Annotated in this window: 24 protein-coding genes; 5 read left to right on the plus strand and 19 right to left on the minus strand. The window is 70.6% G+C overall.

Annotated features, from left to right (window positions below):
• Positions 1-23 precede the first annotated feature (23 nt).
• Entirely contained in the window at positions 24-734 is a 711-nt protein-coding gene (locus OH804_RS16555) for an MBL fold metallo-hydrolase (protein ID WP_406066249.1), read from the minus strand.
• A gap of 270 nt (positions 735-1,004) precedes the next feature.
• On the opposite strand from OH804_RS16555, the gene OH804_RS16560 reads away from it, so the two are divergent.
• Together OH804_RS16560 and OH804_RS16565 are read left to right on the plus strand one after the other, a co-directional pair.
• Positions 1,005-1,889, plus strand: coding sequence for a peptidylprolyl isomerase (locus OH804_RS16560; protein WP_406066250.1), 885 nt, complete (start codon positions 1,005-1,007; stop codon positions 1,887-1,889).
• Between the two features lie 59 nt (positions 1,890-1,948).
• Positions 1,949-2,788, plus strand: a complete 840-nt coding sequence (locus OH804_RS16565) for a peptidylprolyl isomerase (RefSeq protein ID WP_196922287.1) — start codon at positions 1,949-1,951, stop codon at positions 2,786-2,788.
• Between the two features lie 97 nt (positions 2,789-2,885).
• On the opposite strand, the gene OH804_RS16570 is transcribed toward OH804_RS16565, so the two are convergent.
• From OH804_RS16570 to ruvC, 8 genes are all read right to left on the minus strand, one after another.
• The gene (locus OH804_RS16570) at positions 2,886-5,408 is read right to left on the minus strand and encodes a RelA/SpoT family protein (RefSeq protein WP_406066252.1); all 2,523 of its coding nucleotides are present in this window, start codon (positions 5,406-5,408) and stop codon (positions 2,886-2,888) included.
• Positions 5,409-5,605: 197 nt separating this feature from the next.
• Complete coding sequence (locus tag OH804_RS16575) at positions 5,606-6,172, minus strand: adenine phosphoribosyltransferase (RefSeq protein ID WP_196922285.1); 567 nt, start codon at positions 6,170-6,172, stop codon at positions 5,606-5,608.
• 78 nt (positions 6,173-6,250) lie between these two features.
• Positions 6,251-7,447 carry a protein translocase subunit SecF gene (secF, locus tag OH804_RS16580; RefSeq protein WP_196922284.1) on the minus strand — a complete coding sequence of 399 codons (1,197 nt, stop codon included), beginning with the start codon at positions 7,445-7,447 and terminating at the stop codon, positions 6,251-6,253.
• Position 7,448: 1 nt separating this feature from the next.
• Positions 7,449-9,368 carry a protein translocase subunit SecD gene (gene secD, locus OH804_RS16585; protein ID WP_406066255.1) on the minus strand — a complete coding sequence of 640 codons (1,920 nt, stop codon included), beginning with the start codon at positions 9,366-9,368 and terminating at the stop codon, positions 7,449-7,451.
• 273 nt (positions 9,369-9,641) lie between these two features.
• On the minus strand, positions 9,642-9,998 hold the full coding sequence (gene yajC, locus OH804_RS16590; RefSeq protein ID WP_196922282.1) for a preprotein translocase subunit YajC: 357 nt from the start codon (positions 9,996-9,998) through the stop codon (positions 9,642-9,644).
• 122 nt (positions 9,999-10,120) lie between these two features.
• On the minus strand, positions 10,121-11,188 hold the full coding sequence (gene ruvB, locus OH804_RS16595; protein ID WP_196922281.1) for a Holliday junction branch migration DNA helicase RuvB: 1,068 nt from the start codon (positions 11,186-11,188) through the stop codon (positions 10,121-10,123).
• 146 nt (positions 11,189-11,334) lie between these two features.
• The gene (gene ruvA / locus OH804_RS16600) at positions 11,335-11,937 is read right to left on the minus strand and encodes a Holliday junction branch migration protein RuvA (RefSeq protein WP_091401818.1); all 603 of its coding nucleotides are present in this window, start codon (positions 11,935-11,937) and stop codon (positions 11,335-11,337) included.
• Positions 11,934-12,461 (minus strand): crossover junction endodeoxyribonuclease RuvC, encoded by a 528-nt coding sequence (gene ruvC, locus OH804_RS16605; RefSeq protein WP_112584546.1) that lies wholly within the window; start codon positions 12,459-12,461, stop codon positions 11,934-11,936. The genes ruvA and ruvC overlap by 4 nt, the downstream gene beginning before the upstream one ends.
• 576 nt (positions 12,462-13,037) lie before the next feature.
• Here ruvC and OH804_RS16610 point away from each other — a divergent pair.
• Positions 13,038-13,820, plus strand: coding sequence for a 3-hydroxybutyrate dehydrogenase (locus OH804_RS16610; protein WP_196922280.1), 783 nt, complete (start codon positions 13,038-13,040; stop codon positions 13,818-13,820).
• Positions 13,821-13,834: 14 nt separating this feature from the next.
• Positions 13,835-15,754, plus strand: a complete 1,920-nt coding sequence (locus tag OH804_RS16615) for a helix-turn-helix domain-containing protein (protein ID WP_196922279.1) — start codon at positions 13,835-13,837, stop codon at positions 15,752-15,754.
• An 80-nt stretch (positions 15,755-15,834) separates the two neighbouring features.
• Here the strand turns inward: OH804_RS16615 and OH804_RS16620 are convergent, their stop codons facing one another.
• The 8 genes from OH804_RS16620 to OH804_RS16655 form a co-directional block, all read right to left on the minus strand.
• Positions 15,835-16,443, minus strand: a complete 609-nt coding sequence (locus OH804_RS16620; protein WP_196922278.1) for a TetR/AcrR family transcriptional regulator — start codon at positions 16,441-16,443, stop codon at positions 15,835-15,837.
• An 11-nt stretch (positions 16,444-16,454) separates the two neighbouring features.
• Positions 16,455-18,023, minus strand: a complete 1,569-nt coding sequence (locus tag OH804_RS16625; RefSeq protein ID WP_196924880.1) for an MFS transporter — start codon at positions 18,021-18,023, stop codon at positions 16,455-16,457.
• A gap of 84 nt (positions 18,024-18,107) precedes the next feature.
• Positions 18,108-18,779, minus strand: a complete 672-nt coding sequence (locus tag OH804_RS16630) for a transcriptional regulator (RefSeq protein ID WP_406066259.1) — start codon at positions 18,777-18,779, stop codon at positions 18,108-18,110.
• Between the two features lie 78 nt (positions 18,780-18,857).
• Complete coding sequence (locus OH804_RS16635; RefSeq protein WP_196922277.1) at positions 18,858-19,871, minus strand: branched-chain amino acid ABC transporter permease; 1,014 nt, start codon at positions 19,869-19,871, stop codon at positions 18,858-18,860.
• The gene (locus tag OH804_RS16640) at positions 19,868-20,749 is read right to left on the minus strand and encodes a branched-chain amino acid ABC transporter permease (protein ID WP_196922276.1); all 882 of its coding nucleotides are present in this window, start codon (positions 20,747-20,749) and stop codon (positions 19,868-19,870) included. The genes OH804_RS16635 and OH804_RS16640 overlap by 4 nt, the downstream gene beginning before the upstream one ends.
• Positions 20,746-21,996 carry an ABC transporter substrate-binding protein gene (locus OH804_RS16645; protein WP_406066261.1) on the minus strand — a complete coding sequence of 417 codons (1,251 nt, stop codon included), beginning with the start codon at positions 21,994-21,996 and terminating at the stop codon, positions 20,746-20,748. The genes OH804_RS16640 and OH804_RS16645 overlap by 4 nt, the downstream gene beginning before the upstream one ends.
• A 51-nt stretch (positions 21,997-22,047) precedes the next feature.
• The gene (locus tag OH804_RS16650; RefSeq protein ID WP_196922275.1) at positions 22,048-22,740 is read right to left on the minus strand and encodes an ABC transporter ATP-binding protein; all 693 of its coding nucleotides are present in this window, start codon (positions 22,738-22,740) and stop codon (positions 22,048-22,050) included.
• Entirely contained in the window at positions 22,727-23,488 is a 762-nt protein-coding gene (locus OH804_RS16655) for an ABC transporter ATP-binding protein (protein ID WP_196922274.1), read from the minus strand. Before OH804_RS16655 ends, OH804_RS16650 begins: the two co-directional genes overlap by 14 nt.
• Positions 23,489-23,711: 223 nt before the next feature.
• On the opposite strand from OH804_RS16655, the gene OH804_RS16660 reads away from it, so the two are divergent.
• Entirely contained in the window at positions 23,712-24,569 is an 858-nt protein-coding gene (locus tag OH804_RS16660; RefSeq protein WP_196922273.1) for an SPFH domain-containing protein, read from the plus strand.
• Between the two features lie 39 nt (positions 24,570-24,608).
• Here the strand turns inward: OH804_RS16660 and OH804_RS16665 are convergent, their stop codons facing one another.
• Both OH804_RS16665 and OH804_RS16670 read right to left on the minus strand, forming a co-directional pair.
• Positions 24,609-25,985, minus strand: a complete 1,377-nt coding sequence (locus tag OH804_RS16665; RefSeq protein WP_406066264.1) for a permease prefix domain 1-containing protein — start codon at positions 25,983-25,985, stop codon at positions 24,609-24,611.
• Positions 25,982-26,305, minus strand: coding sequence for a PadR family transcriptional regulator (locus OH804_RS16670; RefSeq protein ID WP_231393828.1), 324 nt, complete (start codon positions 26,303-26,305; stop codon positions 25,982-25,984). Before OH804_RS16670 ends, OH804_RS16665 begins: the two co-directional genes overlap by 4 nt.
• Positions 26,306-26,328 lie beyond the last annotated feature (23 nt).

Here is a 26,328-nt window from a genome sequence, read left to right on the forward strand (position 1 = left end):
CCGCGCGCGGCGCGGACGAAGATCTAGAGGCCCCGGGTGGGTGCGGCCGGCGACGTGCCAGCCACCTCGATGAGGTACGGGTTGCTGGCGCGCTCGCGGCCGATCGTGGTGCTGGGGCCGTGGCCGGGCAGCACGACGGTGTCGTCGGCCAGCGGAAGGATCTTGTCGCGCAGGCTGGTGAGCATGGCTGGCATGCTCCCGCCCGGCAGGTCGGTGCGGCCGATCGACCCGGCGAAGAGGACGTCGCCGGAGAGGCACAGCTCGTCAGCCTCCCAGCTCGACCCGGCGCCCGGCAGCCGGAACAGCACCGACCCGCCGGTATGGCCCGGTGCGTGGTCGACGGCGATCTCCAGGCCGGCGAGGGTGAGGGTGGCGCCGTCGGTCAACTCGGCCACGTCCTCCGGCTCGGTGTAGCTCAGCCGGCCGCCGAAGAGCGACGTCAGGTCGGCCGAGAGGCCCTTGGACGGGTCGGCGAGCATCTCCCGGTCGCCGGGGTGCACGTACGCGGTGATGCCGCGCGCACCGCAGACCGGCGCGACCGAGAAGCTGTGGTCGAGGTGGCCGTGGGTGAGCAGCACGGCGGCCGGATGCAGGCGGTGCTCGGCGAGCAGCGCGTCGAGCTGGTCGAGCACCCCGATGCCGGGGTCGACCACCACGCACTGCTCCCCCGGCGCGGTGGCAACCACGTAGCAGTTGGTGCCGAAGGCGTCCGCGGGAAAGCCGGCCACGAGCACGGGCGCTGTCCTTTCCGTCGAGCAGCTGTCGTCCTGGACAGCAGCCTATCGGGCGCGCCGAGCGAGTTTGCCGCGTCCGTCCCACGCGCCCCGTACGGCACAGTGACAATCTCCGATAAGCGCTGCTCGGGACGGGGTGGACCTCGTACACCACATTCTCAGTCACTAGCCGTACACTCTGGCGGGCGTGTGGCGCGGCACACGTGACGCCCGGACGGGCCGGGGCGACCGGCCGCCGGCGACGACCAGGTAGAGGAAAGGGGAGCACGGGTGGCTTCCAGCAGGGACCGGCAGCGCAAACTGGCGCGGGCCAAGCTCGACCGGCAGTTGGCTCGCCGGGCCGCCTCGACGCGGCGCCGACGGCAGATCCAGGCCGGAGTTGGCGCCGCTCTGATCCTCGTGTTGGTAGTGGCCGGTTCGGCCTGGGCGCTCGGCGCGTTCGACTCCGACCCGAAGCAGAATACGGCCGCGGAGGACACCTGCCTCTGGACGCCGCAGGACGCGACGGCCAACACCAACCTCAAGGACGTCGGCACGCCGGCCACCAAGGATCTGCCCACCGACGGCACCCGGGCGATGACAGTGACCACCAACCAGGGCGGGCCGATCACCGCGGAACTGAACCTGACCAACTCCCCGTGCGCGGCGGCGAGCATCGCCCACCTGGCGAGCCGGTCGTTCTACGACAACACCAAGTGCCACGAGATCACCGCCGAGGGCGCGCTGCGCTGCGGCGACCCCAGCGGCACGGGTCTCGGTGGGCCCACCTACTCGTTCTACGACGAGGAGTTGCCGACCGTGCCGTCGGCGTCCCCGTCGGCCAGCCCGGCCCCCGGCCAGCCGCCCACGTACCCGAAGGGCACGATGGCGATGATCTCCAACCCGCCGGGCAGCAACGGCAGCCAGTTCCTGATCTTCTTCAAGGACTTCACCACCGCCGACCCGAAGTTCCCGGTCATCGGCCGGGTGACCGGCGGGCTGGACGTGGTGGAGAAGATCGGCGCCCTCCCGACCGTGGACAATGGGACCGGGGCGAAGGTCAAGCCCAGCACCGATGTGACGATCCAGAGCCTCACGGTCGGTGAGCCGGTCACCGGTGCGGCACCGGCTCCCTCGGCCTCCGGCACCCCGGCCAGCAGCCCGAGCGCCGGCTGACCGGGCGCCACCACCCACCCAAGCGGCACCCAGCAGCAGACAGCCAGGAGGATCCAGGCGTGACGTCCACCAGAGAGCGGCAGCGCGCGGCGGCACGCGCCCGGCTCGAGAAGGAGATGGCCGAGCGCGCGGCCAAGGCCCGCAAGCGCCGGCAGACGACGGCGATCGTCAGCGCGGGTGCCGCGCTGGTGCTCGTGGTCGCCGGCACCGTCTGGCTGGCGGTGAGTCTCGGCGGCGACGACGACAAGAGCAACACCGCCGCGCCGGCGGCGGGCGCGGCCGAGTGCGCGTACAACGCGCTGCCCACCGAGCAGCGGCCCCCGCAGATCAAGGACGTGGGGTTGCCGGGCAACCAGCAGTCCGCCAAGGGCGTCCAGACCATGACGATCGACACCAACCTCGGCCCGATCACCGCCAAGGTCGACAGGTCGCTGGTGCCGTGCACGGCGGGCAGCTTCACCCACCTCGCGGAGAAGAACTTCTTCGACAACACCAAGTGCCACCGCCTGGTGACCGAGGGCATCAAGGTGTTGCAGTGCGGTGACCCCAGCGCCACCGGCAACGGCTGGCGGGACACCGACGGCCAGGGCGGCCCGAGCTACCGCATGGCCGAGGAGAACCTGCCCACCGACAAGCGTCCGCCGTACCCGGAGGGCGTCATCGCGATGGCCAAGTCCCAGGATCCGGGGAGCACCGGCAGCCAGTTCTTCATCGTGTTCGGCGACTCTCCGCTGGACCCGGCGTACACGGTGCTGGGCACCATCACCGGCGGCATGGACCTGGTCAAGGACGTGGCCAAGGCCGGCGACGACGGGGCGTTCGCCCAGCAGGCCGGCGGCGGCCACCCGAAGAAGGAGGTCATCATCAAGGACCTCACGATGAGCAACCCCCAGGGCTGACACCCGCGCAGACGACACAGCGCCCGCCGGCTGAGCCGGCGGGCGCTGTCGCGTTCTGTGGGTACGCGTCGAGCCGCGCAACCGATCCGGTGGGTTGTCAGGCCCCGGAGGTGACCCGGTAGGCGTCGAAGACGCCGTCGACCTTGCGGACCGTGGCCAGCAGGTGGCCCAGGTGCTTCGGGTCGGCCATCTCGAAGCTGAACCGGCTCACCGCCACCCGGTCGCGGGTGGTGGTGACGGTGGCAGAGAGGATGTTGACCCGCTCGTCGGAGAGCACCCGGGTGACGTCGGCCAGCAGCTTGTGCCGGTCCAGTGCCTCGACCTGGATGGCGACCAGGAACGTCGAGGCGGAGGTGAGCTTCCAACTCACCTCGACGACCCGCTCGCTCTGCGCGCGCAGGTCCTCGGCGTTGGCACAGTCGTCGCGGTGCACGCTCACCCCGCCGGAGCGGGTGACGAAGCCGAACACCGAGTCCGGTGGGACCGGGGTGCAGCAGCGGGCCAGCTTGATCCAGACGTCGCTGACGCCCCGGACCACCACGCCCGGGTCGCTGCTGCTCTGCCGACTGCGCGGCGGCCGGGTGGCGACGGCGGTCTCGGCGATGTCCTCCGCCGCGCCCTCCTCGCCGCCGTACGCGGCCATCAACTTCTGCACCACCGACTGCGCGGAGACCTGGCTGTCGCCGACCGCCGCGTAGAGCGAGGCCACGTCGGCCAGGTGCAGGTCGCGGGCGATCGACATGAGCGCGTCGGAGGTGAGCATCCGCTGCAGGGGCATTCCCTGCTTGCGCATGGCCTTGACGATCGCGTCCTTGCCGGCCTCGATCGCCTCCTCGCGGCGCTCCTTGTTGAAGTACTGCCGGATCTTCGTGCGGGCGCGCGGGCTCTTGACGAAGCCCAGCCAGTCCTGTGTCGGGCCGGCCGTCTCGGACTTCGACGTGAAGATCTCGATCACGTCGCCGTTGGACAGCGTCGACTCCAACGGCACCAACTTGCCGTTGACCCGCGCCCCGATGCACTTGTGCCCCACCTCGGTGTGCACGGCGTACGCGAAGTCGACAGGCGTCGACCCGGTCGGCAGCGGGATGACGTCACCCTTCGGGGTGAAGACGTACACCTCCTGGCTGGACAGGTCGAAGCGCAGCGCGTCCAGGAACTCGCTCGGGTCGGCCGCCTCGCGCTGCCAGTCGAGCAGCTGCCGCAGCCAGGTCATCTCGTCGATGTGCGCGGGCGGGCCGACGATCTGGGTGCCCTTGTGCTCCTTGTACTTCCAGTGCGCGGCGATGCCGAACTCCGCGGTGCGGTGCATCGCGTACGTGCGGATCTGCATTTCCACCGGCTTGCCGGTGGGCCCGATGACCGTCGTGTGCAGCGACTGGTACATGTTGAACTTGGGCATGGCGATGTAGTCCTTGAACCGGCCCGGCACCGGCTGCCAGTTGGCGTGGATGACTCCCAGCGCCGCGTAGCAGTCGCGAACCGTGTCGACCAGGATGCGCACACCGACCAGGTCGTAGATGTCGTTGAAGTCGCGACCCCGCACGATCATCTTCTGGTAGATCGAGTAGAGGTGCTTCGGCCGCCCGGTGGTCTCCGCCTTGATCTTGGCGGCCTTCAGGTCGGTGCCGACTTTCTGGGTGACCTGCCGCAACAGCGACTCGCGCTGCGGCTGGTGCTCCCCGATCAGCCGGTTGATCTCCTCGTAGCGCTTCGGGAACAGCGTGCCGAAGGACAGATCCTCCAGCTCCCACTTGATCGTGTTCATACCGAGCCGGTGCGCCAGCGGCGCCAGGATCTCCAGCGTCTCCTTGGCCTTCTGCTCCTGCTTGGGGCGGGGCAGGAAGGTCAGGGTGCGCATGTTGTGCAGCCGGTCGGCCAGCTTGATCACCAGCACCCGCGGGTCCTTGGCCATGGCCACGACCATCTTGCGGATCGTCTCGGCCTTGGCCGCGTCGCCCAGCTTGACCTTGTCGAGCTTGGTGACGCCGTCGACCAGCAGGGCGACCTCGCCACCGAAGTCGGCGCGCATCTGGTCGAGGGTGTACTCGGTGTCCTCGATGGTGTCGTGCAGCAGCGCGGCGACCAGCGTGGTGGTGTCCATCCCCAGGTTGCCGAGGATCGTCGCCACCGCGAGCGGGTGGGTGATGTAGGGGTCACCGGACTTGCGGTACTGCCCGGAGTGCCACCGCGCCGCCGTGTCGAAGGCGCGCTGGAGCAGCCGGGCGTCCGCCTTGGGGTGGTTGTCCCGGTGGCTCGCGATCAGCGGCTCCAGCACCTCGCTGACCTGAGAGGTCTGCCAGGGCGCGTTGAACCGGGCCAGCCGGGCCCGGACCCGCCGGCCGGTGGGCGCGTTGGACAGCCCGAAGCCACCACTGGGCGACGGGTCGATGCCGGCGTCGGTCGGGAACGGCACCACGACACCATCGGCGCCAGGGGACGCCTCGGCGCTCGGCGGGCCGCTGGTCGGACGCACCGCGCTCTCGCCGGGAGCCCTGCCGGAGCCGTTGCCGGTGCCCGTCACCCGGGCCGGCGCGTCGCCTGTCCGGTCGGTCACCGAGCCGTCAGCGTCGCCTGTCGGGTGCACCGTGCCCTCCGCCGGAGGGACGACATCGTGGGACACCGGCCTCCTCACCGCTCGCCGGAAACACGCCAGCCGAAGATCGGCCGACCTGGTCTCGCCCGCCGGACGGCGTACCGCCGGCGTCAGCAAAGGGCAATGCTACCCGCACGGACGGTCCCCTGCCGCTCCGCCGGACGGTCGGCGCCGGGTCCATCCGACGGCTCCGGGATCAAACGGTCAGCAGGGCACCGACCGGCTCAAACGGTCAACAGGGCGTGCACGGGACGCGGTGCCAGTCGCTCGCGCCCACCAAGGAAGCCGAGCTCCAGCAGCACCGTGAAGCCGGTGACGGTCCCACCGGCCCGCTCGACCAGGTCCAGCGTCGCCTCAGCGGTGCCACCGGTGGCCAGCACGTCGTCGACCACCAGCACCCGGTGCCCGGCGGTGAAGGCGTCCTCGTGCACTTCGAGGGTGGCCTCGCCGTACTCCAGCTCGTAGGAGACCGAGTGCGCCGGGCGGGGCAGCTTGCCGGCCTTGCGCACCGGCACCACGCCCACGCCGGTCGCGTACGCGATGGCCGCCGCGACGACGAACCCGCGCGCCTCGATGCCGACCACCACGTCGAAGGTGTCCCGCCCGTGGTAGGCGACGATCCCGTCGATCACCTCACGGAAGACCTTGCCGTCGGCGAACAGTGGCATCAGGTCCTTGAACATGACGCCGGGCTTGGGAAAGTCGGGCACGTCCAGCACCCGACTGGCGACCAGTCGGGCGGCCTCCGGGCCACTGTCCCCGCGCGCTGCGGTGCTGTGGGTCTCCGTCACGGCTGTTTCGCTCTCCTTCAACGACGAACGGCGTCCGGCAACAGCATGCCGGACGCCGTTCGGGTGTCTCCTGTCGGGTCAGCGCCGCTTGGCGCCACCCGGCCGGTTGCCGCCGCCACCCGGGCGACCGCCCCGGGCACCGGTGGGCCGCTTGCCCGCCGGCCGAGCGCCCACCTTGGGGGCGGCACCGGCCAGCGCGGCGGCGTCCGGGTCGACCGGCTCGTCCGTCGCGTCGGCCTGGGCCACCGGGCTCGCGGCACCCTTACCGGGGACCTCGCCACGGCTGACCGCGCCCCGCCGGGTCAGGACCCGCTTGTTGTGCGCCTGGATCCGCGGGTCGTAGTTCTTCAGCAGCGCCAGCAACGGGGTGGCCACCAGGATGGAGGTCAGGAACGCCACCGCCATACCGACGAACAGCACCAGACCGAGGTCCTTCAGCGTGCCGGCGCCGAGCAGGCCGGCACCGATGAAGAGCAGACCACCGACCGGCAGCAGGGCGACCACCGAGGTGTTCAACGACCGCATCAGGCTCTGGTTGATGGCCAGGTTGGACGCCTCGCCGTACGTCTGGTTGTTGTTGGCGGTGATGCCCCGGGTGTTCTCCTGGACCTTGTCGAAGACCACCACCACGTCGTAGAGCGCGAAGCCCAGGATGGTGAGGAAGCCGATGATGGTCGACGGGGTGACCTCGAAGCCGACCAGCGAGTAGATGCCGGCGGTGAGGATCAGGTTCGTGATCAGCGAGGCGACCGCAGCGACGGCCATGCGCCACTCGAAGCGCAGGATCAGGTAGACCATCACCAGCGCGATGAAGATGACCAGACCGAGTACGGCCCGCTCGGTCACCTGGCTACCCCAGGCCTCACTGACCTGGTTGTCGCTGATCTGGTCGGCGCTGATGCCGAGGTCCTCGGCGATTTGGGCCTTGACCGCGGTGGCCTGCTCGGCGGTGAGCTGCGGCGTACGCAGCTCGTAGGAGTCGCCGCCCGGGCCGCCGACCTTCTGACTGGTCGCCACCGTGACGCCGGTGTTCTCCGCGGCGAGGGCCGAGTTGACCTCCCGCTCGGCGTCGTCCAGGGTGCCGACGCTGGCCGGCACCTGGAACGAGTTACCGCCGGCGAACTCGATGCCCAGGCTGAACCCACGGATCGAGAAGCTGAGGATCGCGATCAGGACCAGGACCCCGGCGACGCCGAACCAGAGCTTGCGCCGGCCGACGATGTTGAGACCGGCCTCGCCGTTGTAGAGGCGGCTCGCCAGACCGTTTTCAGCCATCTCAGGCCTCCTTGGCGCGCGGGTTGCGGGGCTGAGTCGGCTGGTTGCGGGCCGGAAGTGCCCGGCCCAGACCGCTGACCCGCGGGGACAGGAACGCCCGGGTCCGGGCGAACATCGTCATGATCGGGTGCCGGAAGAGGAAGACCACGACCAGGTCCAGGACGGTGGCCAGGCCGAGCGCGAACGCGAAGCCCTTGACCGTGCCGACCGAGACCACGTAGAGCACCACAGCGGAGAGCAGGGTGATCGCGTTGGCCGAGATGATCGTCCGACGGGCCCGGATCCAGGCACGGGGCACCGCGCTACGCGGGCTGCGCCCCTCCCGGATCTCGTCTTTCAGTCGTTCGAAGTAGATGACGAACGAGTCCGCCGCCACACCGAGCGAGACGATCATTCCGGCGATGCCGGCGAGGGTGAGCGTGAAGCCGATCTGCCGACCGAGCACCACCAGCGCGCCGAAGACCAGCAGCGCCGAGAGGATGAGGCTCAGGAAGATCACCGAGCCGAGCAGCCGGTAGTAGAAGAACGCGTAGATGATGACCAGCAGCATGCCGATACCGGCCGCGAGCAGACCGGCGCGCAGGTGGCTGGCACCCAGCGTCGCGGTGACGTTCTGCGCCTCCTGCTGCTCGAAGGTCACCGGCAGCGCGCCGTAGCGGAGCTGACCGGCGAGGGTGCTGGCGTCCTTCTGAGTGAAGGTGCCGGTGATCTGGGAGTTGCCGGTCAGCACGCCCTGGATCTCCGGGGAGGAGACGATCTTGTTGTCCAGCACGACGGCCACCCGGCACTTGCCGTCCTGACCCAGCGCTGTCGCGTCGCAGGCCTGGCCCTCGTTGTTGAACGCCTCACGGGTCAGCGAGGTCCACTTGCCCTGGCCGTCGCCGGTGAAGTCCAGGCTGACCACCCAGGCGTTCGTCTGGTCGAGCACCGCGTCGGCGTCGGACACGTCGGTGCCCTCGACCTTGGCCTGGTCGAGCAGGTACTTCGACGCGCCGTCCTCGCAGGAGACCACCTGCTGCTTCGGGTCGGAGATCGACGCCGGGGGGCGCTGGTCGAGCTGCGCGCAGCCGATCGTCGGCACGTTGAACTGCATCTGCGCCGGCAGCACCGCGACCTCCTGCGGAGACAGCGTGCCGAACGGATTGAGCTTCTCGGCCAGCGACGGGTCCGCGGTCAGATCGGCCGGGGCCTGCAGCCCGTTGGCGGCCTGCCACGCGGCGGCGCCGACCTTCTGCTCGACGACCTTGCGCTGCTGCTCGACGCTGGCCGGCACCGGCTCGGCACTGGCACTGGGTGCGGCGGCGCTCGGCGAGGCAGTGGCGGACGCGGAGGGGGTCGGCGTGGCGCTGGGCGACGCCGGGGCCATTCCGCCCTGACCGCCGCTGGGCGACGAGGTCACCTTCGGCGAGGCGCTGCCCGTCGGGGTCGGGGTCGCGGCGCCGGACGGGGTCGCACTGCCGGTCGGGGCGGCGCTACCGGACGGGGCCGGCGTGGCGGCGGGCGGCGCCTCGGCCACCCCGCTGCCGGAGGCGGCCTTGAGCACCTTGCGGAACCGCAGCTCGGCCGCCTCGCCCACGTCGTCGAGGTTCCGGTTCTCGCCGGGCAGGGAGATGACGATGTTGCGGTTGCCCTCGGTGACCACCTCGGCCTCGGCCACGCCGAACGCGTTGACCCGGCTCTCGATGATCTCGCGGGCCTCTTCGAGGTTCTCCGCCGTCGGGGGCTTGCCGTCGACGCTGTTGGTCGCCTCCAGCGTCACCCGCGTGCCGCCGATCAGGTCCAGACCGAGCTTGGGCTCGAGCCGGTCCTTCCAGCTGCCGCTGGCGCCAGCGAAGAACACCAAAAGATAGAGGACCACGAAGATGAACCCGAGCACGGCGAGCTGCCGCCCGGGGCGCATCTGTCCCTGAGGTGGTGCCACGGCTGTCCTGTCTCCCTGTACGGTCGCGCCGCTGTCGCAGCGGCGGCGGTGTCGGGCCGGGGGTCCCGCCCGACGGGGTCTGCCTTGAGCCGACGGAATGCCGACACGAGGACCGGGCACCTCGGCGCGGAACGCCGACGGTCACGGGAACGTGCCGACGCCCGGCGTCGACCCAACTATCCAGTTTTCACGTCTCGTCCGCTGCCCCGTCGGGCGCGACGACCCGGAAGCCGGCCGACCGGCCGTACGCCGGACTCGCCGCTCCCCGGGGGGTCACTCCTTGACGGTGTCCGCGTCCTCGGTGACCGGCTCGCTCGGCAGCTCCGCGCGGGTGACCACCCGCGCGATGGCCGGGCGGGCGTAGCGGGTCTGCACGCCCGGTGCGACCTCGATCAGGACAGTGTCGTCCTCGATGCCGGTGACCGTGCCGTAGAGCCCACCGATGGTCACGACCTCGTCGCCGGGACCGAGGTTGGACTGCATCGACTCCGCCTCTTTGCGGCGCTTCTGCTGGGGCCGGATCATCATGAAGTACATGACACCGAAGAGCAGGGCGATCATCAGGATCGGCGTGAAACCGCCGGCCCCGCCACCCGCTGCTGCGTAATGCACGGTTACTGACCTTCCCATTGGCCACCTGCCCGGCACCGTGGGTGCCGGAGCGGAGGCGGATTCTCACGTCCTGTACAGACCGCGGCGAAGTCTAAACCCTGCACCTGAGAACGCCGAATGCGGCACAGATCACGTTCACATCACGGCTGATCGACATCCAACGAGAACAAGTCGGGCACTGGTGGAGCATCTGCACCAAATGTACCATTCGGCGGTGTACGGCCCAGATGCCGCCAGGCGGCCTCGGTCGCCACCCGACCCCGAGGCGTCCGGGCCAACAGCCCGGCTCGCACCAGGAACGGCTCGCAGACCTCCTCCACCGTGTCCGGCTGCTCCCCCACCGCCACGGCGAGGGTGGACAACCCGACCGGACCGCCCCGGAACGAGTCGACCAGGGCGGTCAACACCGCACGGTCCAGCCGGTCCAGGCCCAGCGCGTCCACGTCGTACACGATCAGGGCCGCACGGGCGGTGTCGAGATCGACCACCCCGTCCGCCCGGACCTCGGCGTAGTCACGGACCCGGCGCAGCAGCCGGTTGGCGATCCGCGGCGTGCCCCGCGACCGACCGGCGATCTCGGTCGCACCCTCCGGAGTGATCGGCACCCCCAGGATCCGCGCCGAACGGTGCAGCAACGTCTCCAGATCCGCCGGAGCGTAGAAGTCGAGGTGCGCGACGAAACCGAACCGGTCCCGCATCGGCCCGGTCAACAGGCCCGAGCGGGTCGTCGCGCCGACCAGGGTGAACGGCTCGACGTCCAACGGGATCGCCGTCGCCCCCGGACCCTTGCCGACCACCACGTCGACCCGGAAGTCCTCCATCGCGCTGTACAGCAACTCCTCGGCCGGGCGCGCGATCCGATGAATCTCGTCGATGAAGAGCACGTCGCCCTCGGCGAGGCTGGTCAGGATCGCCGCCAGATCACCGGAACGCTCGATCGCCGGGCCGCTGGTCACCCGGATGCCCGCGCCCAACTCGGCGGCGACGATGTTGGCCAGACTCGTCTTACCCAGACCCGGTGGACCCGACAGCAGGATGTGATCCGGTGGCGACCCCCGTCGCATGGCGCCCTGCAACAACAGGTCGAGCTGGTCGCGTACCCGGTCCTGGGCGATGAACTCGGCCAACCGCCTCGGCCGGACGGTGGCCTCCGCATCCCGGTCGGCGTCACTGACGTACGCCGAGACGAGCCCCTCGGTCTCGCTCATCGTGCCGCCTTCATTCGCGACTGCGGGGCTCGCAAACCCGGCTCACTCCTCGCGCTCATCGTGCCGCCTTCATTCGCGACTGCGGGGCTCGCAAACCCGGCTCACTCCTCGCGCTCATCGTGCCGCCTTCATTCGCGGCTGGGCGGTCATCGGGTGCGGCCGAGCAGTCGGATGGCCTGCTTGAGCAGGACCGGCACCGGCGGGGTCTCACCCTCGATCGACTCCGCCACCGCGGCTACCGCCTGATCGGCCTGACCGGCCGTCCAGCCCAGCCCCACCAGCGCCTGCCGGACCTGGTCGGGCCAGCTGCCGCGGGTCACCCCGGCTACACCGTCGGCGCCGATCGGCACCGGGCCGATCCGGTCGCGCAGCTCCAACACGAGGCGTTCCGCACCCTTCTTGCCAATCCCGGGTACGCGGGTCAGGGCGGCCGTGTCAGCGTTGGCGATCGCCTTGCGCACCGCGTCCGGGGTGTGCACCGCCAGCACCGCCTGGGCCAGTCGCGGGCCGACCCCACTGGCGGTCTGGAGCAGCTCGAACAGCGACTTGGCGTCGTCGTCGGCGAAGCCGTAGAGGGTCAGCGAGTCTTCCCGCACGATCAGGCTGGTGGCGAGCCGGGCGACCTGGCCGACCCGCAGCTCCGCGAGGGTCCCCGGGGCGCAGTGCACGGCGAGCCCGACCCCGCCGACCTCGATCACGGCCTGGTCCGGACCCGTCGCGGTCACCGTGCCGCGCACGCTGGCGATCATCGTGCTCCTCCTCGTCGTGCCCGGTCGGCCGCAGCGGCCAGCTTGGAGCGGGTCCCGCCGCGCCACACGTGACAGATGGCCAGGGCCAGCGCGTCGGCGGCGTCCGCCGGCTTCGGCGGCTCGGCCAGCCGCAACAGCCGGGTCACCATCGCGGTCATCTGCGCCTTGTCGGCCTGACCGGACCCGGTCACGGCCGCCTTCACCTCGCTCGGCGTATACGTCTGCACCGGCAGCCCGGCCCGCGCCCCGGCCAGCACGGCGATGCCACTGGCCTGCGCGGTGCCCATCACGGTACGAACGTTGTGCTGACTGAACACCCGCTCGACGGCGACGCTCTCCGGTTGGTGCTCGGCGACCAGCTTGTTCAGCGACCGGTCCAGGTGCAACAGCCGCAGCGCCAGGTCGTCGGCCGGATCGGTGTAGACCACGTAGTAGGCGACCAACGTGCAGGGCCGTCCGGGCACACCCTCGACCACGCCCACCCCACACCGGGTCAACCCCGGGTCCACACCGAGCACGCGCACGCCGCCCCCTCCCCAGCTGTCAGCAGTACGTGTGTTCGACACCCTAACCGGCGCCCTTCCCACCAGCCCCACGGGACACGCCCTCCGCACCCCGCCCCTCGCGTGGCCCGCGGCCCCGCCGCGCCCCACGCCACAGGCCAGGCCAAGCCAGGCCAGGCCAAGATCTGGGCAACTTCCCGGATCTTGCTGCCTCCGACGGACGAGAGACAGCAACATCGCTGATATTGCGCGGATCTTGACGACGAAAACTGTGCCGATTGACCGGGAGCGGCTTTCGGGACGCCCTCGGCCGTCAAGGTCACGCTCGATCCAGGAAGTAGTGGCCACGACGAGCCGGGATGCCACTACATCCAGGATGTTGCACGATCTTGCGGCGGGACGCGCGCGGCGCGGCGAGACGGTGCGGCGCGCGGCGGGACGGGGGTGGCGCAGCGAGACGGGGCGCGGCGCGGGTGGAACGAGCGGCGGCGCGGCGGAGGCGGGCGGCAGGGACGGGTGGGGCCACACAGCTTTGGTACGGAGTATGTGTCGCTGGCCCATGTGCCGGGGAGCACACAGCTCGTAACTTCTTGCGCCATGACGGCAGAACCCGTGGTGGTCCCCCACGTCGTGCAGGTCGACCTCTCCGGTCGGACCGCCCTGGTCACCGGGGGCGGCGGCGGCATCGGGCGGGCGTGTGCCCTGCGACTGGGCGCAGCCGGCGCCAAGGTGCTCGTGGTGGACCGCAACCTGGAGGCGGCCAAGGCGGTGGCCGCCGAGGCTGGTGGCCGGGCCGAGGGTGTGGACCTGTCCGACGCCGCGGCGGTGGATTCACTCGACGTGGACGTGGACATCGTGGTGAACAACGCCGGGCTCCAGCACGTCGCGCCGTTGCAGGACTTCCCCGTGGAGCGTTTCGAGTACATCCAGCGGGTGATGGTGGAGGCGCCGTTCCTGCTGATCCGCCGGGCGTTGCCGCACATGTACGCGCGGGGCTGGGGGCGGGTCATCAACATCTCGTCGGTGCACGGGTTGCGCGCCTCGCCGTACAAGGCGGCCTACGTTTCGGCGAAGCACGCCCTGGAAGGGCTGTCGAAGGTGGTCGCTCTGGAGGGTGCCGCGCACGGGGTCACCGCCAACTGCATCAACCCGGCGTACGTGCGTACCGCCCTGGTGGAGAGCCAGATCGCCGACCAGGCGGCCAGTCACGGCATCGACGAGGCCGAGGTGATCGAGAAGATCATGCTGGCCCGGGCCGCGATCAAGCGGTTGATCGAGCCGGAGGAGGTGGCGGAACTGCTGGCGTACCTCTGCTCGCCGCCGGCGGCGTTCATCACCGGCGCGTCCATCGCCCTCGACGGGGGCTGGACGGCCAACTAGTGGGGTTGAGCACAATGTCGACCATGTCATCGCCGGTGGAGTTCCTGGAGTTGCTCGCCCGAGAGGCGGCGACGGTCGAGTTCGAGGGACCGCTGGTGGCCGCGCGGGCCGCCGGGCTGCCGCCGGACCGGCTGGCCGAGCTGGAGCAGGCCAAGTCGGTGGCGTTGCGGGTCCGCGCGCTGCTGGAGCGTCGCCGCCGCCGGGAGAGCGAGCTGTCCGGCCTGTACGACACGGTCAGCGACCTGGCCGGGCTACGCGACCTGGACGACGTGTTGCGGGCGATCGTGCACCGGGCCCGTCACCTGCTCGGCGCGGACGTGGCGTACATGACGCTCAACGACGACGAACGTGGCGACACCTACATGCGGGTGACGGACGGGTCGGTCTCGGCCCGGTTCCAGCGGCTGCGCCTGCCGATGGGCGCCGGTCTCGGTGGCCTGGTGGCCCAGTCCGGCGCCCCGTACGTCACCGCCAACTACGGCGAGGACGCGCGCTTCCACCACACCGGCGAGATCGACGCCGGGGTGGGTGAGGAGGGGCTGGTGGCGATCCTCGGGGTGCCGCTGCGGCTCGGCTCCACCTCGATCGGGGTGCTGTACGCGGCCAACCGTTCGGCCCGGCCGTTCGTCCGGGAGGAGGTGGCGCTGCTGGTGTCGTTGGCCGCGCACGCCGCGGTGGCGATCGACACCGCGCGGCTGCTGACCGAGACCCGGTCGGCGTTGGCCGAGTTGTCGGCCGCGAACACCACCATCCGCGCGCACAGCAGCTCGGTGGAGCGGGCCGCGGCGGCACACGACCGGATGACGGCGCTGGTGCTGCGCGGCGGCGGCGTGGAGGACGTGGCGGCGGCGGTGACCGAGGTGCTGGGCGGCGCGCTGCTGGCCCTGGACGCCGAGGGCCGCCTGCTGGCCCGGGTGGGTGAGATCGACGAGCCGGACCGCGCGGACATCGTCGAGGCGGTGGCGGCGTCGCGGACCGAGGGGCGCAGTGTCCGCCGGGGTCCCCTCTGGTACGCGGCGGTGGTGGCCGGCGCGGAGAACCTGGGCGCGCTGGTGCTGCGCCCGGACGACGAGTTGGTCGACGCCGACCAGCGCATCCTGGAGCGGGCCGCGTTGGTGACCGCGTTGCTGCTGCTGTTCCGCCGGACGGTCGCCGAGGCGGAGGGGCGGGTGCGTGGCGAGCTGTTGGACGACCTGATCGCCCGCCCACTGCGCGACACCGACGCGCTGCGTAGCCGGGCCCGTCGGCTCGGGGTGGACCTGGACGCACCGCACGTGCTGGTGGCGGTGGGCGACGACGCGATCGCCGCGACCGGATCGGCCCGGCAGCGGGTGCTCTCGTGGGCCACCACGTACGCCTCGGCGCGCGGTGGACTGGCCGCGGCGCGTGACGGCCGGGTGGTGCTGATGCTGCCCGGGTTGGACGCGGGCGGCAGCGCCCGCGCGGTGGCCCGGGACCTGTCCCGGGTGACCGGCCGGCCGGTGACCGCCGGGGCGAGTGGCCCGTCGAACACCCCGGCGGCGTTGGCCGGGACGTTCCAGGAGGCGGACCGGTGCCTGACGGCGTTGGGCGCGCTGGGCCGCGCCGGGCAGGGCGCGAGCACTGTGGAGTTGGGCTTCGTCGGGTTGTTGCTGGGCACTGTCGGTGACCGGGGTGAGAAGGACGTGACGGAGTTCCTCGGCGCCACCGTCGGGCCGGTCCTCGACTACGACGCCCGGCGCGGTACGGCGCTGGTGAAGACGCTGGAGGCGTACTTCGGGGTGGGTGGCAGCCTGGCCCGGGCCGCCGAGCAACTGCACGTGCACGTCAACACGGTGACCCAGCGGTTGGAGCGGGTCGGGCAGTTGCTCGGCGTCGACTGGCAGCGGCCCGAGCGGGCGCTTGAGGTGCAGCTCGCGCTGCGCCTGCACCGACTGCGCGCGCCGGCCAACTAACGCCGGTCGGCGGCACGAACGCCGCCGACCGAGCCACCCGACGCCACCGGGCACGAACGGCGCCGGCCGAACGGCCGGCGTCAGCGGGCCCGGATGCCCTCCAGCACGGCGTCGACGACCCGTTCGGGCAGGGACTGCTCGTCCAGGTCCGGGTTCCACTGCAGCACCCGCTGGATCAGCATCGGCCCGGTGAGCAGCGCCATCGTCACCTCGACGTCGATGTCGGCGCGGAGGACTCCCTCGTCGATGCCGCGGCGCAGCACCTCGCGCATCAGCTGTCGCCGGGGCGAGATGATGTTCTGGTAGAGCTGGAACTGGTCGGCGCTGCGGTTCACGGCGGGGGCCAGGCAGGGCATGATCTTGGCCGCTCGCGGGTCGACGTTCTTGCCGATCGCGCCGACCAGCAGCACCAGGTCGTCGCGGACGGAGTGGCCCGCCGGCTGCGCCAGGACGCCCTTGAGTCGGCGCAACGCGTCCAGCAGCAACGCGTCCTTGCCGGCCCAGCGGCGGTAGATGGTGGCCTTGCCGACCCCGGCGCGGGTGGCGATCGCCTCGATCGAGAGCGCCTCGATGGTGCTGCCCTCGGCGAGCAGGTCGAGGGTGGCCTCGATGATCGCCTCGTCGGCGCGGATGCTCCGCGGTCGCCCGGGCGACCGCGGAGCATCGGCAGTGGACGTCATGTCCGCCATTCTCCCCGAACCTATGCCGTGCCGGCCAGTTCAGGCTCGGCGACCGGGGCCGCCGGGGCGACGCTCGTGTCCTCCTTGCCTGGCATCCAGCGCAGCACCACGATGATCCCGAGTGCGGCGATGACAGCGGAGAGCCCGGCCGCCCAGTGCATGGCGGTGACGAAGGCGTCGTTGGCCGCCGAGATCAGCGCGGGCGCCGCCGGGCCGAGCTGGCCCGCTGCCGCGTACGCCCCGGAGATCGACTCGTTGGCCGCGTCCTGGGCCTGCGTGGGCAGACCGGTCAGCGCGTCACCGATGTCGCTGCGGTAGACCGCGGAGAGCACCGAGCCGAGGACGGCCACGCCGAGCGCGCCGGCCACCTGGCGGATGGTGTTGCTGACCGCGGAGCCCACCCCGGCCTTCTCCCGGGGCAGCGCCGACATGATCGACTCGGTGGCCGGCGGCATGATGTTGGCCATTCCGGCGCCCTGGATGAGGAAGACGAGCAGCACGATCCAGATCGGGGTGGAGGCGCCGATGAAGACGAAGGCGCCGAGTGACACCACGGTCAGCGCCAACCCGACGGTGGCGACGGCCTTGCCGCCGTAGCGGCGGACCATCGCGGCGCTGCGCGGCGCGAAGACCAGCTGGGCGCCGGCGAAGGGCAGGAAGAGCAGACCGGTCTGCAACGGGCTGTAGTCGCGTACGAGTTGCAGGTAGAACGAGCCGAAGAACATCGAGCCCATCGCGGCGAAGAACACCAGGCCGACGATGGCGACCGGCGCGGCGAACCGGGGCACCTTGAACAGCCGGACGTCCAGCGACGGGTGGTCGCTGCGCCGCTCGTGCTGCACGAACCAGGCCAGCACCGCGATGCCGACCAGGATCGAGCCCCAGGCCACCGGGCGGTCGAAGCCGTGCTCGCCGCCGTCGATGATGCCGTAGGAGAGGGCGACCAGGCCGACCACGGAGAGCAGCACGCCGAGCACGTCGATCCGGCCGGGCCGCGGGTCACGCGACTCGGGGACCAGCAGCGCCACCAGCACCACCCCGGCGGCGACCACCGGCACGTTGATCAGGAAGACCGAGCCCCACCAGAAGTGCTCCAGCAGCGCGCCGCCGAGGATCGGGCCGATCGCCACGGCGAGGCCGACGGCGCCGGCCCAGACACCGATGGCCCGACCGCGCTCGCGCGGGTCGAAGACGTTGGAGATGATCGACAGTGTCACCGGCATGATGGCCGCGCCGCCGACCCCCATCAGGGCGCGGGCCGCGATGAGCTGTCCGGGGCTCTGGGCGTACGCGGAGAGCAGTGACGCCAGGCCGAACAGCACCAGGCCGATCATCAGGAAGCGCTTGCGGCCGGCGCGGTCGCCGAGCACCCCGAAGGTGAACAGCAGTCCGGCGAAGACCAGGGTGTAGGAGTTGATGGACCACTCCAGCTCGCCCTGGCTGGCGCCGAGGCCGTGCACCGGGTCGGCCAGGGTGCGTAGGGCGACGTTGAGGATCGTGTTGTCGAGGACGACCACGAGGAGGCTGATCACCAGCACCCCCAGGATCGCCCACCGCCTCGGGTGTCCGGTGTTGTTGTGCAGCTCCATGCCGTGCTTTCCCCCCACGCTGGTCACCCGCGACGAAATACGATACGGGTCAGACTCGTAACGCGGGTCAGCCTACGACGCGTATTAACGATACGGCACCGATCCGTATCGTATGTGGTGGGCATCACGCCCGGGCACGACCGCCAGGCAGGCGTCGACGGCCTCCGTCAACGTGCCGAGACGGACCGCCGGACCGCCGAGCGGCTCGATCCAGCCCGGCCCCGCGCCGTACACCCGAAGGAGCGGAAAGTCCCGGGCGAAGCGCACCAGGCGGTACGCGCGGCCGGTGAGCGGCGTCTGCGACCAGAGCACGACGGTGCGCGGGCGGGCCCGGTACACAGCGCTCGTGAGGGCGGACCAGGGCAGCGCGGGGCCGAGGTTCAGACAGCCGCGGCCCTGCTCGCGCAGCGCGGCGGCGAGCGCCAGCAGCCCCAGGCTGTGCGCCTCCTTCTCGGCGCCGGCCAGCAGCACCCCGCCGGTGGGCAGTGACCGGCCCGGCTCCCGGCGGTACGCGTCCAACCCGACCCGGACGCCCTCGAAGAGGGCGTGCTCGACGACGATCTCGGCGGCGGTCCGACCCGACAGCCGGGCCAGCAGCGGACGGCAGACCTGCTCCCAGAGCGCCGGAACGCCCCACGCCGCGACCAGCTCCAGCAGCACCGAGGCGACGCCGTTGGCGTCCAGGTCCTCGGCCGCCAGCGAAACCTGCTTGTGCGCGATCTCCACGGCCTCCGCCGGCATCGGATCGGTCAGCACCAGACGTACCCCCGGGTAGACGTTCTCTACCCGGGGGTTCGCTCGGAGGGCGCGCGGCGGATGCGCCGTCGCGGAAATTCAGCGGCGGCGGGCCGCCAGCCGGTGGGCCAGCGCGGCCACGCTGCCCCAGATGCCGCGCCGGAACAGCACCACGACCAGGACGAAGATGCCGCCGGTCACCAGGCCGATCGCCTCGAACCCGGAGAACGACAACCAGTCCTCCAGCCGGACCACGAGGGCGGCGCCGAGCACCCCACCCCAGAGGGTGCCGATCCCGCCGAGCACCACCACGATGACGGCCTTGCCGGAGGTGGTCCAGTGCAGCACGTCCAGCGAGACGAACCGGTGGCCGACAGCGAACAGCCCGCCACCGAGGCCGGCGATGAACCCGGAGAGCACGAACGCGGTGAGCTTGTAGCGGTGCACCGGGTAGCCCAGCGCCCGCGCCCGGGCCGGGTTGTCCCGGATGCCGACCAGCACCCGACCGAACGGTGAGTGCACGATCCGCCAGGCGGCGGCGAGCCCGAGCAGCACGATCGGCAGGATCGCGTAGTAGAAGAAGTAGTCGTCGGTGAGGTCGAGGCCGAACAGCTCCCGGGGCACCCCCTGGAGGCCGTTCTCGCCCTGGGTCACCGAGCGCCACTCGTTGGCGACGTAGTAGACCATCTGCGCGAAGGCCAGGGTCACCATGGCGAAGTAGATGCCGGTGCGCTTGACCGCCAGGTAGCCGATCGGCACCGCCAGCACGGCCGCGGCGAGGGCCCCGGCCAGCACCGCGAGGGGAAACGGCAGGCCGGCGTGGATGGCCACCAGCCCGGTGACGTACGCGGAGGTGCCCCAGAACGCGGCGTGGCCGAAGGACATCAGCCCGGTGAAGCCGAGCAGCAGGTCCACCGCCACGGCGAACAGCGCCCAGCAGAGGATGTCCACAGCGACCGCCGGGTAGAGGCCGTTGGGCAGCCACGCCGCCACGGCCAGGCCGACGGCGAGCAGGGCGTACCGGACCCAGCCGGGGGCCCGGGCCACCGCGATCAGCCCGGACGGTGGTGTCGAGCGGGACGCGTCGGTGGGGGTGTCCACGGTGTTGGTCATGCGGGGGCCTCCTCCCGACCGAACAGGCCGGCCGGGCGCCAGAGCAGCACGCCGGCCATCACGACGAAGACGATCGTCTGCGAGACGAGCGGGAAGTTGGAGAGGTACGCCTCACCCCACGCCTGCACCAGCCCGATGCCAAAGCCAGCGGCGACCGACCCGAAGATCGAGCCCAGCCCGCCGATCACCACCACTGCGAACACCACGATGATCAGGTCCGCGCCCATCAACGGGTTGACCGCGCGCATAGGCGCGGCCAGCACACCGGCGAGGCCGGCCAGCCCGATGCCGAAGCCGAAGACCGGAGTCACCCACCGTCCGACGTCGATGCCGAACGCGCGGGTCAGATCCGGCCGCTCGGTGGACGCGCGGACCACCATGCCGATCCGGGTCCGGGTCAGCACCCACCACACCGCGACGCAGAGCAGCACCGCGAAGCCGAGGATGAACACCCGGTACGTCGGGAAGTCGAACAACCCGAAGTTGACCGACCCGCTCAGCAGCGACGGCGTCTCGTATGGGCTGGACTGCACGCCGTAGCGCAGTTTCACCAGGTCCTGAAGGATCAGCGTCAGACCGAAGGTGAGCAGGAAGTTGTAGAGCGGGTCCAGTTTGGTCAGCCGGTGGATCACCGCGCGTTCCAGCGCCATGCCGAGCAGACCCAACCCCACCGGCATGATCACCAAGGCGGCCCAGAACGGCACGCCCGCCTCGCTGAGCAGCACGTACGCCCCGAACGCGCCGAGCATGTAGAACGCGCCGTGGGCGAAGTTGACCACCCGCAGCATGCCGAAGATGACAGCGAGCCCGAGGGCGAGCAGGGCGTAGAACGCCCCACTCACCAACCCGTTGAACGTGTTCTGCGCGAATCCGCTCATAGTTTGCAGTCCGCCGAGGGCGCGCGGAACGCCTCCGCGGCGGGGATCGTCTTGAGCACCTTCACGTAGTCCCACGGCTCGGCGACCTCGGCCTGCGGCTTCACCTGGGCCAGGTACGCGTCGTGCACCACCCGGTGGTCCTCGGCGCGGATCTTCCCGTTGCGCAGGAAGACGTCCTCGACCGTCTTGCCCTCCAGGCCCTTGACCACGGCGTCCGCGTCGTCGGTGCCGGCTGCCTGCACGGCCTCCAGGTACTGCAACGCGGCAGAGTAGTTGGCGGCGTGCGCGAAGGTCGGCCGAGTGCCGGCCTTCTGCTGGAAGCGGTCGGCGAACTCCCGGTTCTTGGCGTCGAAGTTCCAGTACCAGGCGTCGGTGTACGTGGTGCCGGCCAGCGCGGCCGGGGTGAGCGAGTGGATGTCGGTGAGGAACATCAGCCCCACCGCCAGGCCGACGCCCTTGTCCCGCAGCTTGAACTCGTTGTACTGCTTCACCACGTTGACCAACTCCGCGCCGGCCTGCATGGTGCCCAGCACGTCCGGCTTCGGGTTCAGGTTCGGCGCCTTGAGCAGGAAGGTGGAGAAGTCACCGCTGGTGTTCGGGAACGGCGCCCCGTCCTTGCCGACCACAGTGCCGCCGGCCGCCGTGATCGCGGTGGAGAAGCTCTTCTCCATGTCCTGACCGAAGGCGTAGTTCGGGTAGAGGATGTACCAGTTCTTGCCGATCTGCTCGGTGGTGGTCTTCCCGGTGCCGTTGGCGAGCATGTACGTGTCGTACGCGTAGTGGAAGGTGTACTTGTTGCAGCTCTTGCCGGTCAGGTCGGTGGTCGCCGCACCGATGTTGAAGTAGAGCTTCTTCTTCTCCTTCGCCACGTCGGCGACCTTCAACGCGGCCGACGAGGTGGGCACGTCCAGGATCAGGTCGACGCCCTTGCGGTCGTACATCTCCTGGGCCTTGGAGTTGGCCACGTCCGGCTTGTTCTGGTGGTCGGCGGTCTCCACTGTGATGTCGGTGGTCACCGCCTTGTCGCCGTACTTCGCTGTGAAGTCGGCGATGGCCATCTCCACCGCCGCCACCGAGTTCTTCCCGGACAACTCCGAGTACGCCCCGGACTGGTCGTTGAGCACGCCCAGCACGATCTTGTCGCCGGTCAGCTTCTGGTCGCCACTCGACTGGGGGCCACCGCCGCCGCATCCGGCGACCAGCACCACCACGGCCGACGCCGCGGCCACACCCATCGTCCTGCGCATGCCCACTCCATCCATCCCGCGCGCCGTCGCGCGGGTCGTCGTTGAGAAAATTCAGATCCCGAGGTATGCGAGCAGTTCGCGCTCGCGTGAACGCACCTCGGAGTTGTCCATCGCCTCGGCGACCCGGCCCTCGGCCAGCAGGTAGTGCCGGTCGGCGACACCGGTGGCGAAGTGCAGGTTCTGTTCGACAAGCAGCACTGTCACCCCGTGCCGCTTGGCCTCGCGCAGCAGGTCGCCGACCTGCTGCACCAGCAGTGGCGACAGCCCCTCGGTGGGCTCGTCGCAGAGCAGCAGTCGGGCGCCCATCCGCAGCACCCGGGCCAGCGCGAGCATCTGCTGCTCGCCGCCGGAGAGCATGGTGGCCGCCGAGTCCCGTCGGGTGTGCAGGGCCGGGAACGCCTCGTACACCCGCTCCAGCGACCACGGGTCGGGACCGACAGTGGGTGGCAGCGTGAGGTTCTCGGTGACGGTCAACGTGGCGTAGCTGCCCCGGTCGTCGGGCACCCAGCCGAGCCCCAGACGGGCCCGCTTGTGCGCCGGCAGCCTGGTGATGTCCCGCCCGTCCAGCTCCACAGTGCCGCGCTGACCGGAATGCAGTCCCATCACGCAGCGCAGCAGTGTGGACTTGCCGGCACCGTTGCGGCCGACCAGGGTGACCACCTCGCCGACGGAGACCTCGAGGCTGACGTCGCGCAGCACCTGCGCCTCGCCGTAGAAGGCGGACAGGTTCTCAATGCGCAGCATCGGCCACTCCCAGGTAGGCGGTGATCACGCGCTCGTCGGCGCGGACCTGCTCGTACGGGCCCTCGACGAGGACCTTGCCGGCCTGGAGCACTGTGACGGTGTCGGCGAGCCGGCCGACCACGCTCATGTTGTGCTCGACCATCACCACGGTCCGGCCCTGGCGGACCCGACCGATCAGCTCGACGGTGCGGTCGACGTCCTCCAGGCCCATGCCCGCTGTCGGCTCGTCGAGCAGCAGCACCTTCGGGTCCAGCGCCAGGGCGATGGCCAACTCCAGGGCGCGTTTGCGGCCGTACGCCAGGGCCGCTGAGGGGGCGTGCGCCAGCTCGGCCAGCCCCACCATGGCCAGCAGTTCGTCGGCCCGCTCGGTGTAGCGGCCCATCAGCTTGGCCGAGCGCCAGAAGCGCCAGCCCAGCCCGCTGGACGACTGCAACGCCAGCGCGACGTGCTCGCGGGCGGACAGCTGCGGAAAGAGGCTGGTGATCTGGAACGAGCGGGCCACACCGAGCCGGGCCACCTGCTCGGGGGGCAGCCCGGTGACGTCCCGCCCGGCCAGCTCGATCCGGCCACCACTGGGTCGCAGGAAGCCGGTGAGCAGGTTGAACAGGGTGGTCTTGCCCGCGCCGTTCGGGCCGACCAGCGCGTGCACACTGTCCGACGCCACGTCGAGGTCGACGTCGTCGACCGCCCGGAAGCCCCGGAAGTCGCGGGTCAGCCCACGGGCCGACAGGAGCGCTTGCCCGGCCATCGCCTCATCCTCCGCACGTCGCGGCGACGGTCGGTTCGGTGACCGTGGTCACAGGCCCGTCGCGTGGACGAAACCTACGGCGGGCCGCCAGAGTCGAACCATGTCGATCGGCTCCATATTCGACAGGCGTTTGGCGTGCCCGAACGCCACTCCCCCGCGCCGTCGACTTGACCGGACCCCCTAGGTTGATGATCCACACAGCCCACCGGAAGGTCCCCACCCCATGCCCGTCGGCTTCACCATGGCGATCGTCTTCGCCGTCGCCCTGGCGGTCAGCGCCGTCGTCGCTCTCGTCGCTCCCGCACGGTCGTTCAAGCGGATGGCCGCCCTCGCGGCGCTCGGCTTCCTCGCCCTCACTCTGGTGGTCGGCGTCGCCTCCAGCGCCCACTCGGTGCCCATCCGCTCGGTCGGCATCGTCACCAGCTTCGGCAAGCCCACCGGCGAGGTGACCGGCTCGGGCCTGAAGTGGGTGGCGCCCTGGCAGAAGGTCGGCGAGTGGGACGCGGGCCGGCAGAAGTACGACCACATCGGCGGCAACAACTGCGTACGTGTGCGAACCGGCACCCTCGCCGACGCCTGCGTCGAGGTGCTCGTCGAATGGCAGGTCAAGCCGGAGAACGCGCCGAAGCAGTTCATGGACTACAAGGGCGACTTCGGCAGCTTCCGGGGTCAGCGGGTGGGTGTGCAGCTCGACAGCGCGGTCAACGACGCCTTCGCCGCGTACAACCCGCTGGAGAAGATCGACGCCCAGACCGGTGACCTCAACGTCGACCTGAAGCCGTTCGCGGCGAACATCAAGACCAGTGCGGAGGCCCGCCTCGCCACCGACGTGGACATCCTCTCGGTGACCATCACCCGGGTGAACCACGACGACAAGACCGAGGGCAACATCAAGGCGTTCCAGGACAAGCTCGCGCAGACCCGCAACCTGGAGCAGGACCGCAAGAACGCCGAGATCTCCAAGCAGATCACCGAGACCAACGCGAAAGTCGACAAGGTGACCCGCTGTCTGGAGATCGCGGAGAAGAACGGCGCCAACCCGGGGCTCTGCATCAACCCGGGCATCGTCACCGGCAAGTGACCAGAAGCCGGCCCACCCGTGGCGGGTGGGCCGGCTCAGCTAGGCGAAGCTGAACAGCGGCGGGAAGACGAGGACCACGATCCAGGCCCACACCGCGTACACCGGCAGGTAGCCGGTCTGCCAGCGTTCAAGTGTCGCGAACGGCGTACGCCGGCGGATGAAGGTCAGCAGTAGCCACGCCGACCAGGCGAGGTTGACCAGGAGGATCACGTTCTCGCCGAGCGCGGCGGCCCGGTTGGGCGTACCGCCGTACTCGTCGGTGATGCGCCCGGTGATCTCCAGCAGCACCAGCACGTCGATGGCCAACGCACTGACCACGAGCGCGAGTTGGAGCTTGTCGAACGGGCCGGGCGGGGCCAGCGGCTCACGGGCCGAGAGTGAGTAGAGCAGCAGCCCCAGCACCACGACCAGCAGCAGGTCGAAGAGGAGCAGTGCCTCCCGCTCGACGTCGATGCCGTGGCTGGTCCAGACGACGGCAACCAGGAAGGCGAGCAGTGCGGCCGTGAAGAGCGGGGTGAACAGCCTGGTGAGGACCGGCGCGATGTTCTCCACGACGCTCTGCTTGGCCTCGACGAGCCAGCCGGCCACCACGACCGCGGCCGCGGCGCCACCGGGCAGCAGCCACTGCGAGATGAACGCCTCCGGGACGATCCCGATGGCCGCGAAGGTGTTGAACAGGAACGCGGCGAGCACGCCCCCGCCGAGCGCCATCAGCACCAGGTAGATGAACCACTCGCCGGTGAACCTGATGAAGTCCATGCGTCGACGCGACGAGCGCCAGTCGTCGGCGACATAGGCCAGACCGACCACCAGCCACAGGGCGATGGGCAGGTGGATGCTGGTGACGACAACTGACTGCGAATCGTCCGCCAGAGGGTAGGCGTTGGCCGCCACGGCGCCGAGGACGAAGAGCGCCGCCAGTGCCGCGATCACCGTCCGTCGGGCTCCCCGGCGCCACGCCAGGTACGCCGCCAGCCAGGGCAGCACGAACACTGTGAAGTTGCGCGCGTAGAACGAGCCGTCGTCGGCGAAGCTCAGCCCGAACAGTGCCGGCACCTTGACGGAGACCAGCGCGCCCGCGGCACAGCCGAGCATGACCCACAGGTCCCGGCGCGAACGCGTGCCGCCGACCGGGCTGCCGGAGTCGCCGGTCAGCACCAGTTGCTTCCACAACCGTTCCGAATGTTCCCGGGCGAACTCACGGGAGAGGTCGTCGAGGCTGCCCATCCGTTTCACAGCGACCAGGAACGCCTCGTCCGGGCTCAGGCCGGCGGCGACGAGCGCGTCGACCGAGCCACGGAGGTGGTCTTCCAGCTCGTCGGCGTCCACCGCCTGCAGCTCCCTGCGGCGCAGCACGTACTGACGCCACTGCTCGAACTGCGCTTCCAACTCCGGCGGCCCGTCGTGCGCGGTCATGCGAGACCCTCCAACGGGTGCGCCGTGAGCGGCGCGCGGTCGTGCCAGATCTCCTTGAGCGCGCCTACCACTGTGTCCCACTGCCGGCGCTGCTCGGCCAGCTCGGCCAGGCCCCGGTCGGTGATGCGGTAGTACTTGCGCTTGCGCTCGCCGGCGACCGCCTGCCAGCTCGACTCCAGGTGGCCGAGGCGCTCGAGCCGGTGCAGCAACGGGTAGAGCAGCCCTTCGGTCCAGTCCAGCTCACCCCCGGACAGCTCGTTGATCCGCCTGATGATGGCGTAGCCGTAGCTCTCGCCCTCGGCCAGGATGCCGAGCACCATCGGCGTCGCCGAGGCGGCGACCA

It is taken from the genome of Micromonospora sp. NBC_00860 (genome assembly GCF_045207375.1).
Classification (GTDB): Bacteria; Actinomycetota; Actinomycetes; order Mycobacteriales; family Micromonosporaceae; genus Micromonospora; species Micromonospora vinacea.

Coding starts and splice junctions, on each gene's coding strand:
- OH804_RS16635 (WP_196922277.1), bottom strand. CDS start 19,871: ATGACCAACACCGTGGACACCCCCACCGACGCGTCCCGCTCGACACCA.
- OH804_RS16610 (WP_196922280.1), top strand. CDS start 13,038: ATGACGGCAGAACCCGTGGTGGTCCCCCACGTCGTGCAGGTCGACCTC.
- ruvB (WP_196922281.1), bottom strand. CDS start 11,188: ATGAGCGAGACCGAGGGGCTCGTCTCGGCGTACGTCAGTGACGCCGAC.
- OH804_RS16615 (WP_196922279.1), top strand. CDS start 13,835: ATGTCGACCATGTCATCGCCGGTGGAGTTCCTGGAGTTGCTCGCCCGA.
- ruvA (WP_091401818.1), bottom strand. CDS start 11,937: ATGATCGCCAGCGTGCGCGGCACGGTGACCGCGACGGGTCCGGACCAG.
- OH804_RS16660 (WP_196922273.1), top strand. CDS start 23,712: ATGCCCGTCGGCTTCACCATGGCGATCGTCTTCGCCGTCGCCCTGGCG.
- OH804_RS16625 (WP_196924880.1), bottom strand. CDS start 18,023: ATGGAGCTGCACAACAACACCGGACACCCGAGGCGGTGGGCGATCCTG.
- OH804_RS16645 (WP_406066261.1), bottom strand. CDS start 21,996: ATGCGCAGGACGATGGGTGTGGCCGCGGCGTCGGCCGTGGTGGTGCTG.
- OH804_RS16665 (WP_406066264.1), bottom strand. CDS start 25,985: ATGACCGCGCACGACGGGCCGCCGGAGTTGGAAGCGCAGTTCGAGCAG.
- OH804_RS16670 (WP_231393828.1), bottom strand. CDS start 26,305: ATGGTGCTCGGCATCCTGGCCGAGGGCGAGAGCTACGGCTACGCCATC.
- OH804_RS16650 (WP_196922275.1), bottom strand. CDS start 22,740: ATGCTGCGCATTGAGAACCTGTCCGCCTTCTACGGCGAGGCGCAGGTG.
- OH804_RS16655 (WP_196922274.1), bottom strand. CDS start 23,488: ATGGCCGGGCAAGCGCTCCTGTCGGCCCGTGGGCTGACCCGCGACTTC.
- OH804_RS16620 (WP_196922278.1), bottom strand. CDS start 16,443: ATGGCGGACATGACGTCCACTGCCGATGCTCCGCGGTCGCCCGGGCGA.
- OH804_RS16640 (WP_196922276.1), bottom strand. CDS start 20,749: ATGAGCGGATTCGCGCAGAACACGTTCAACGGGTTGGTGAGTGGGGCG.
- yajC (WP_196922282.1), bottom strand. CDS start 9,998: ATGGGAAGGTCAGTAACCGTGCATTACGCAGCAGCGGGTGGCGGGGCC.
- secF (WP_196922284.1), bottom strand. CDS start 7,447: ATGGCTGAAAACGGTCTGGCGAGCCGCCTCTACAACGGCGAGGCCGGT.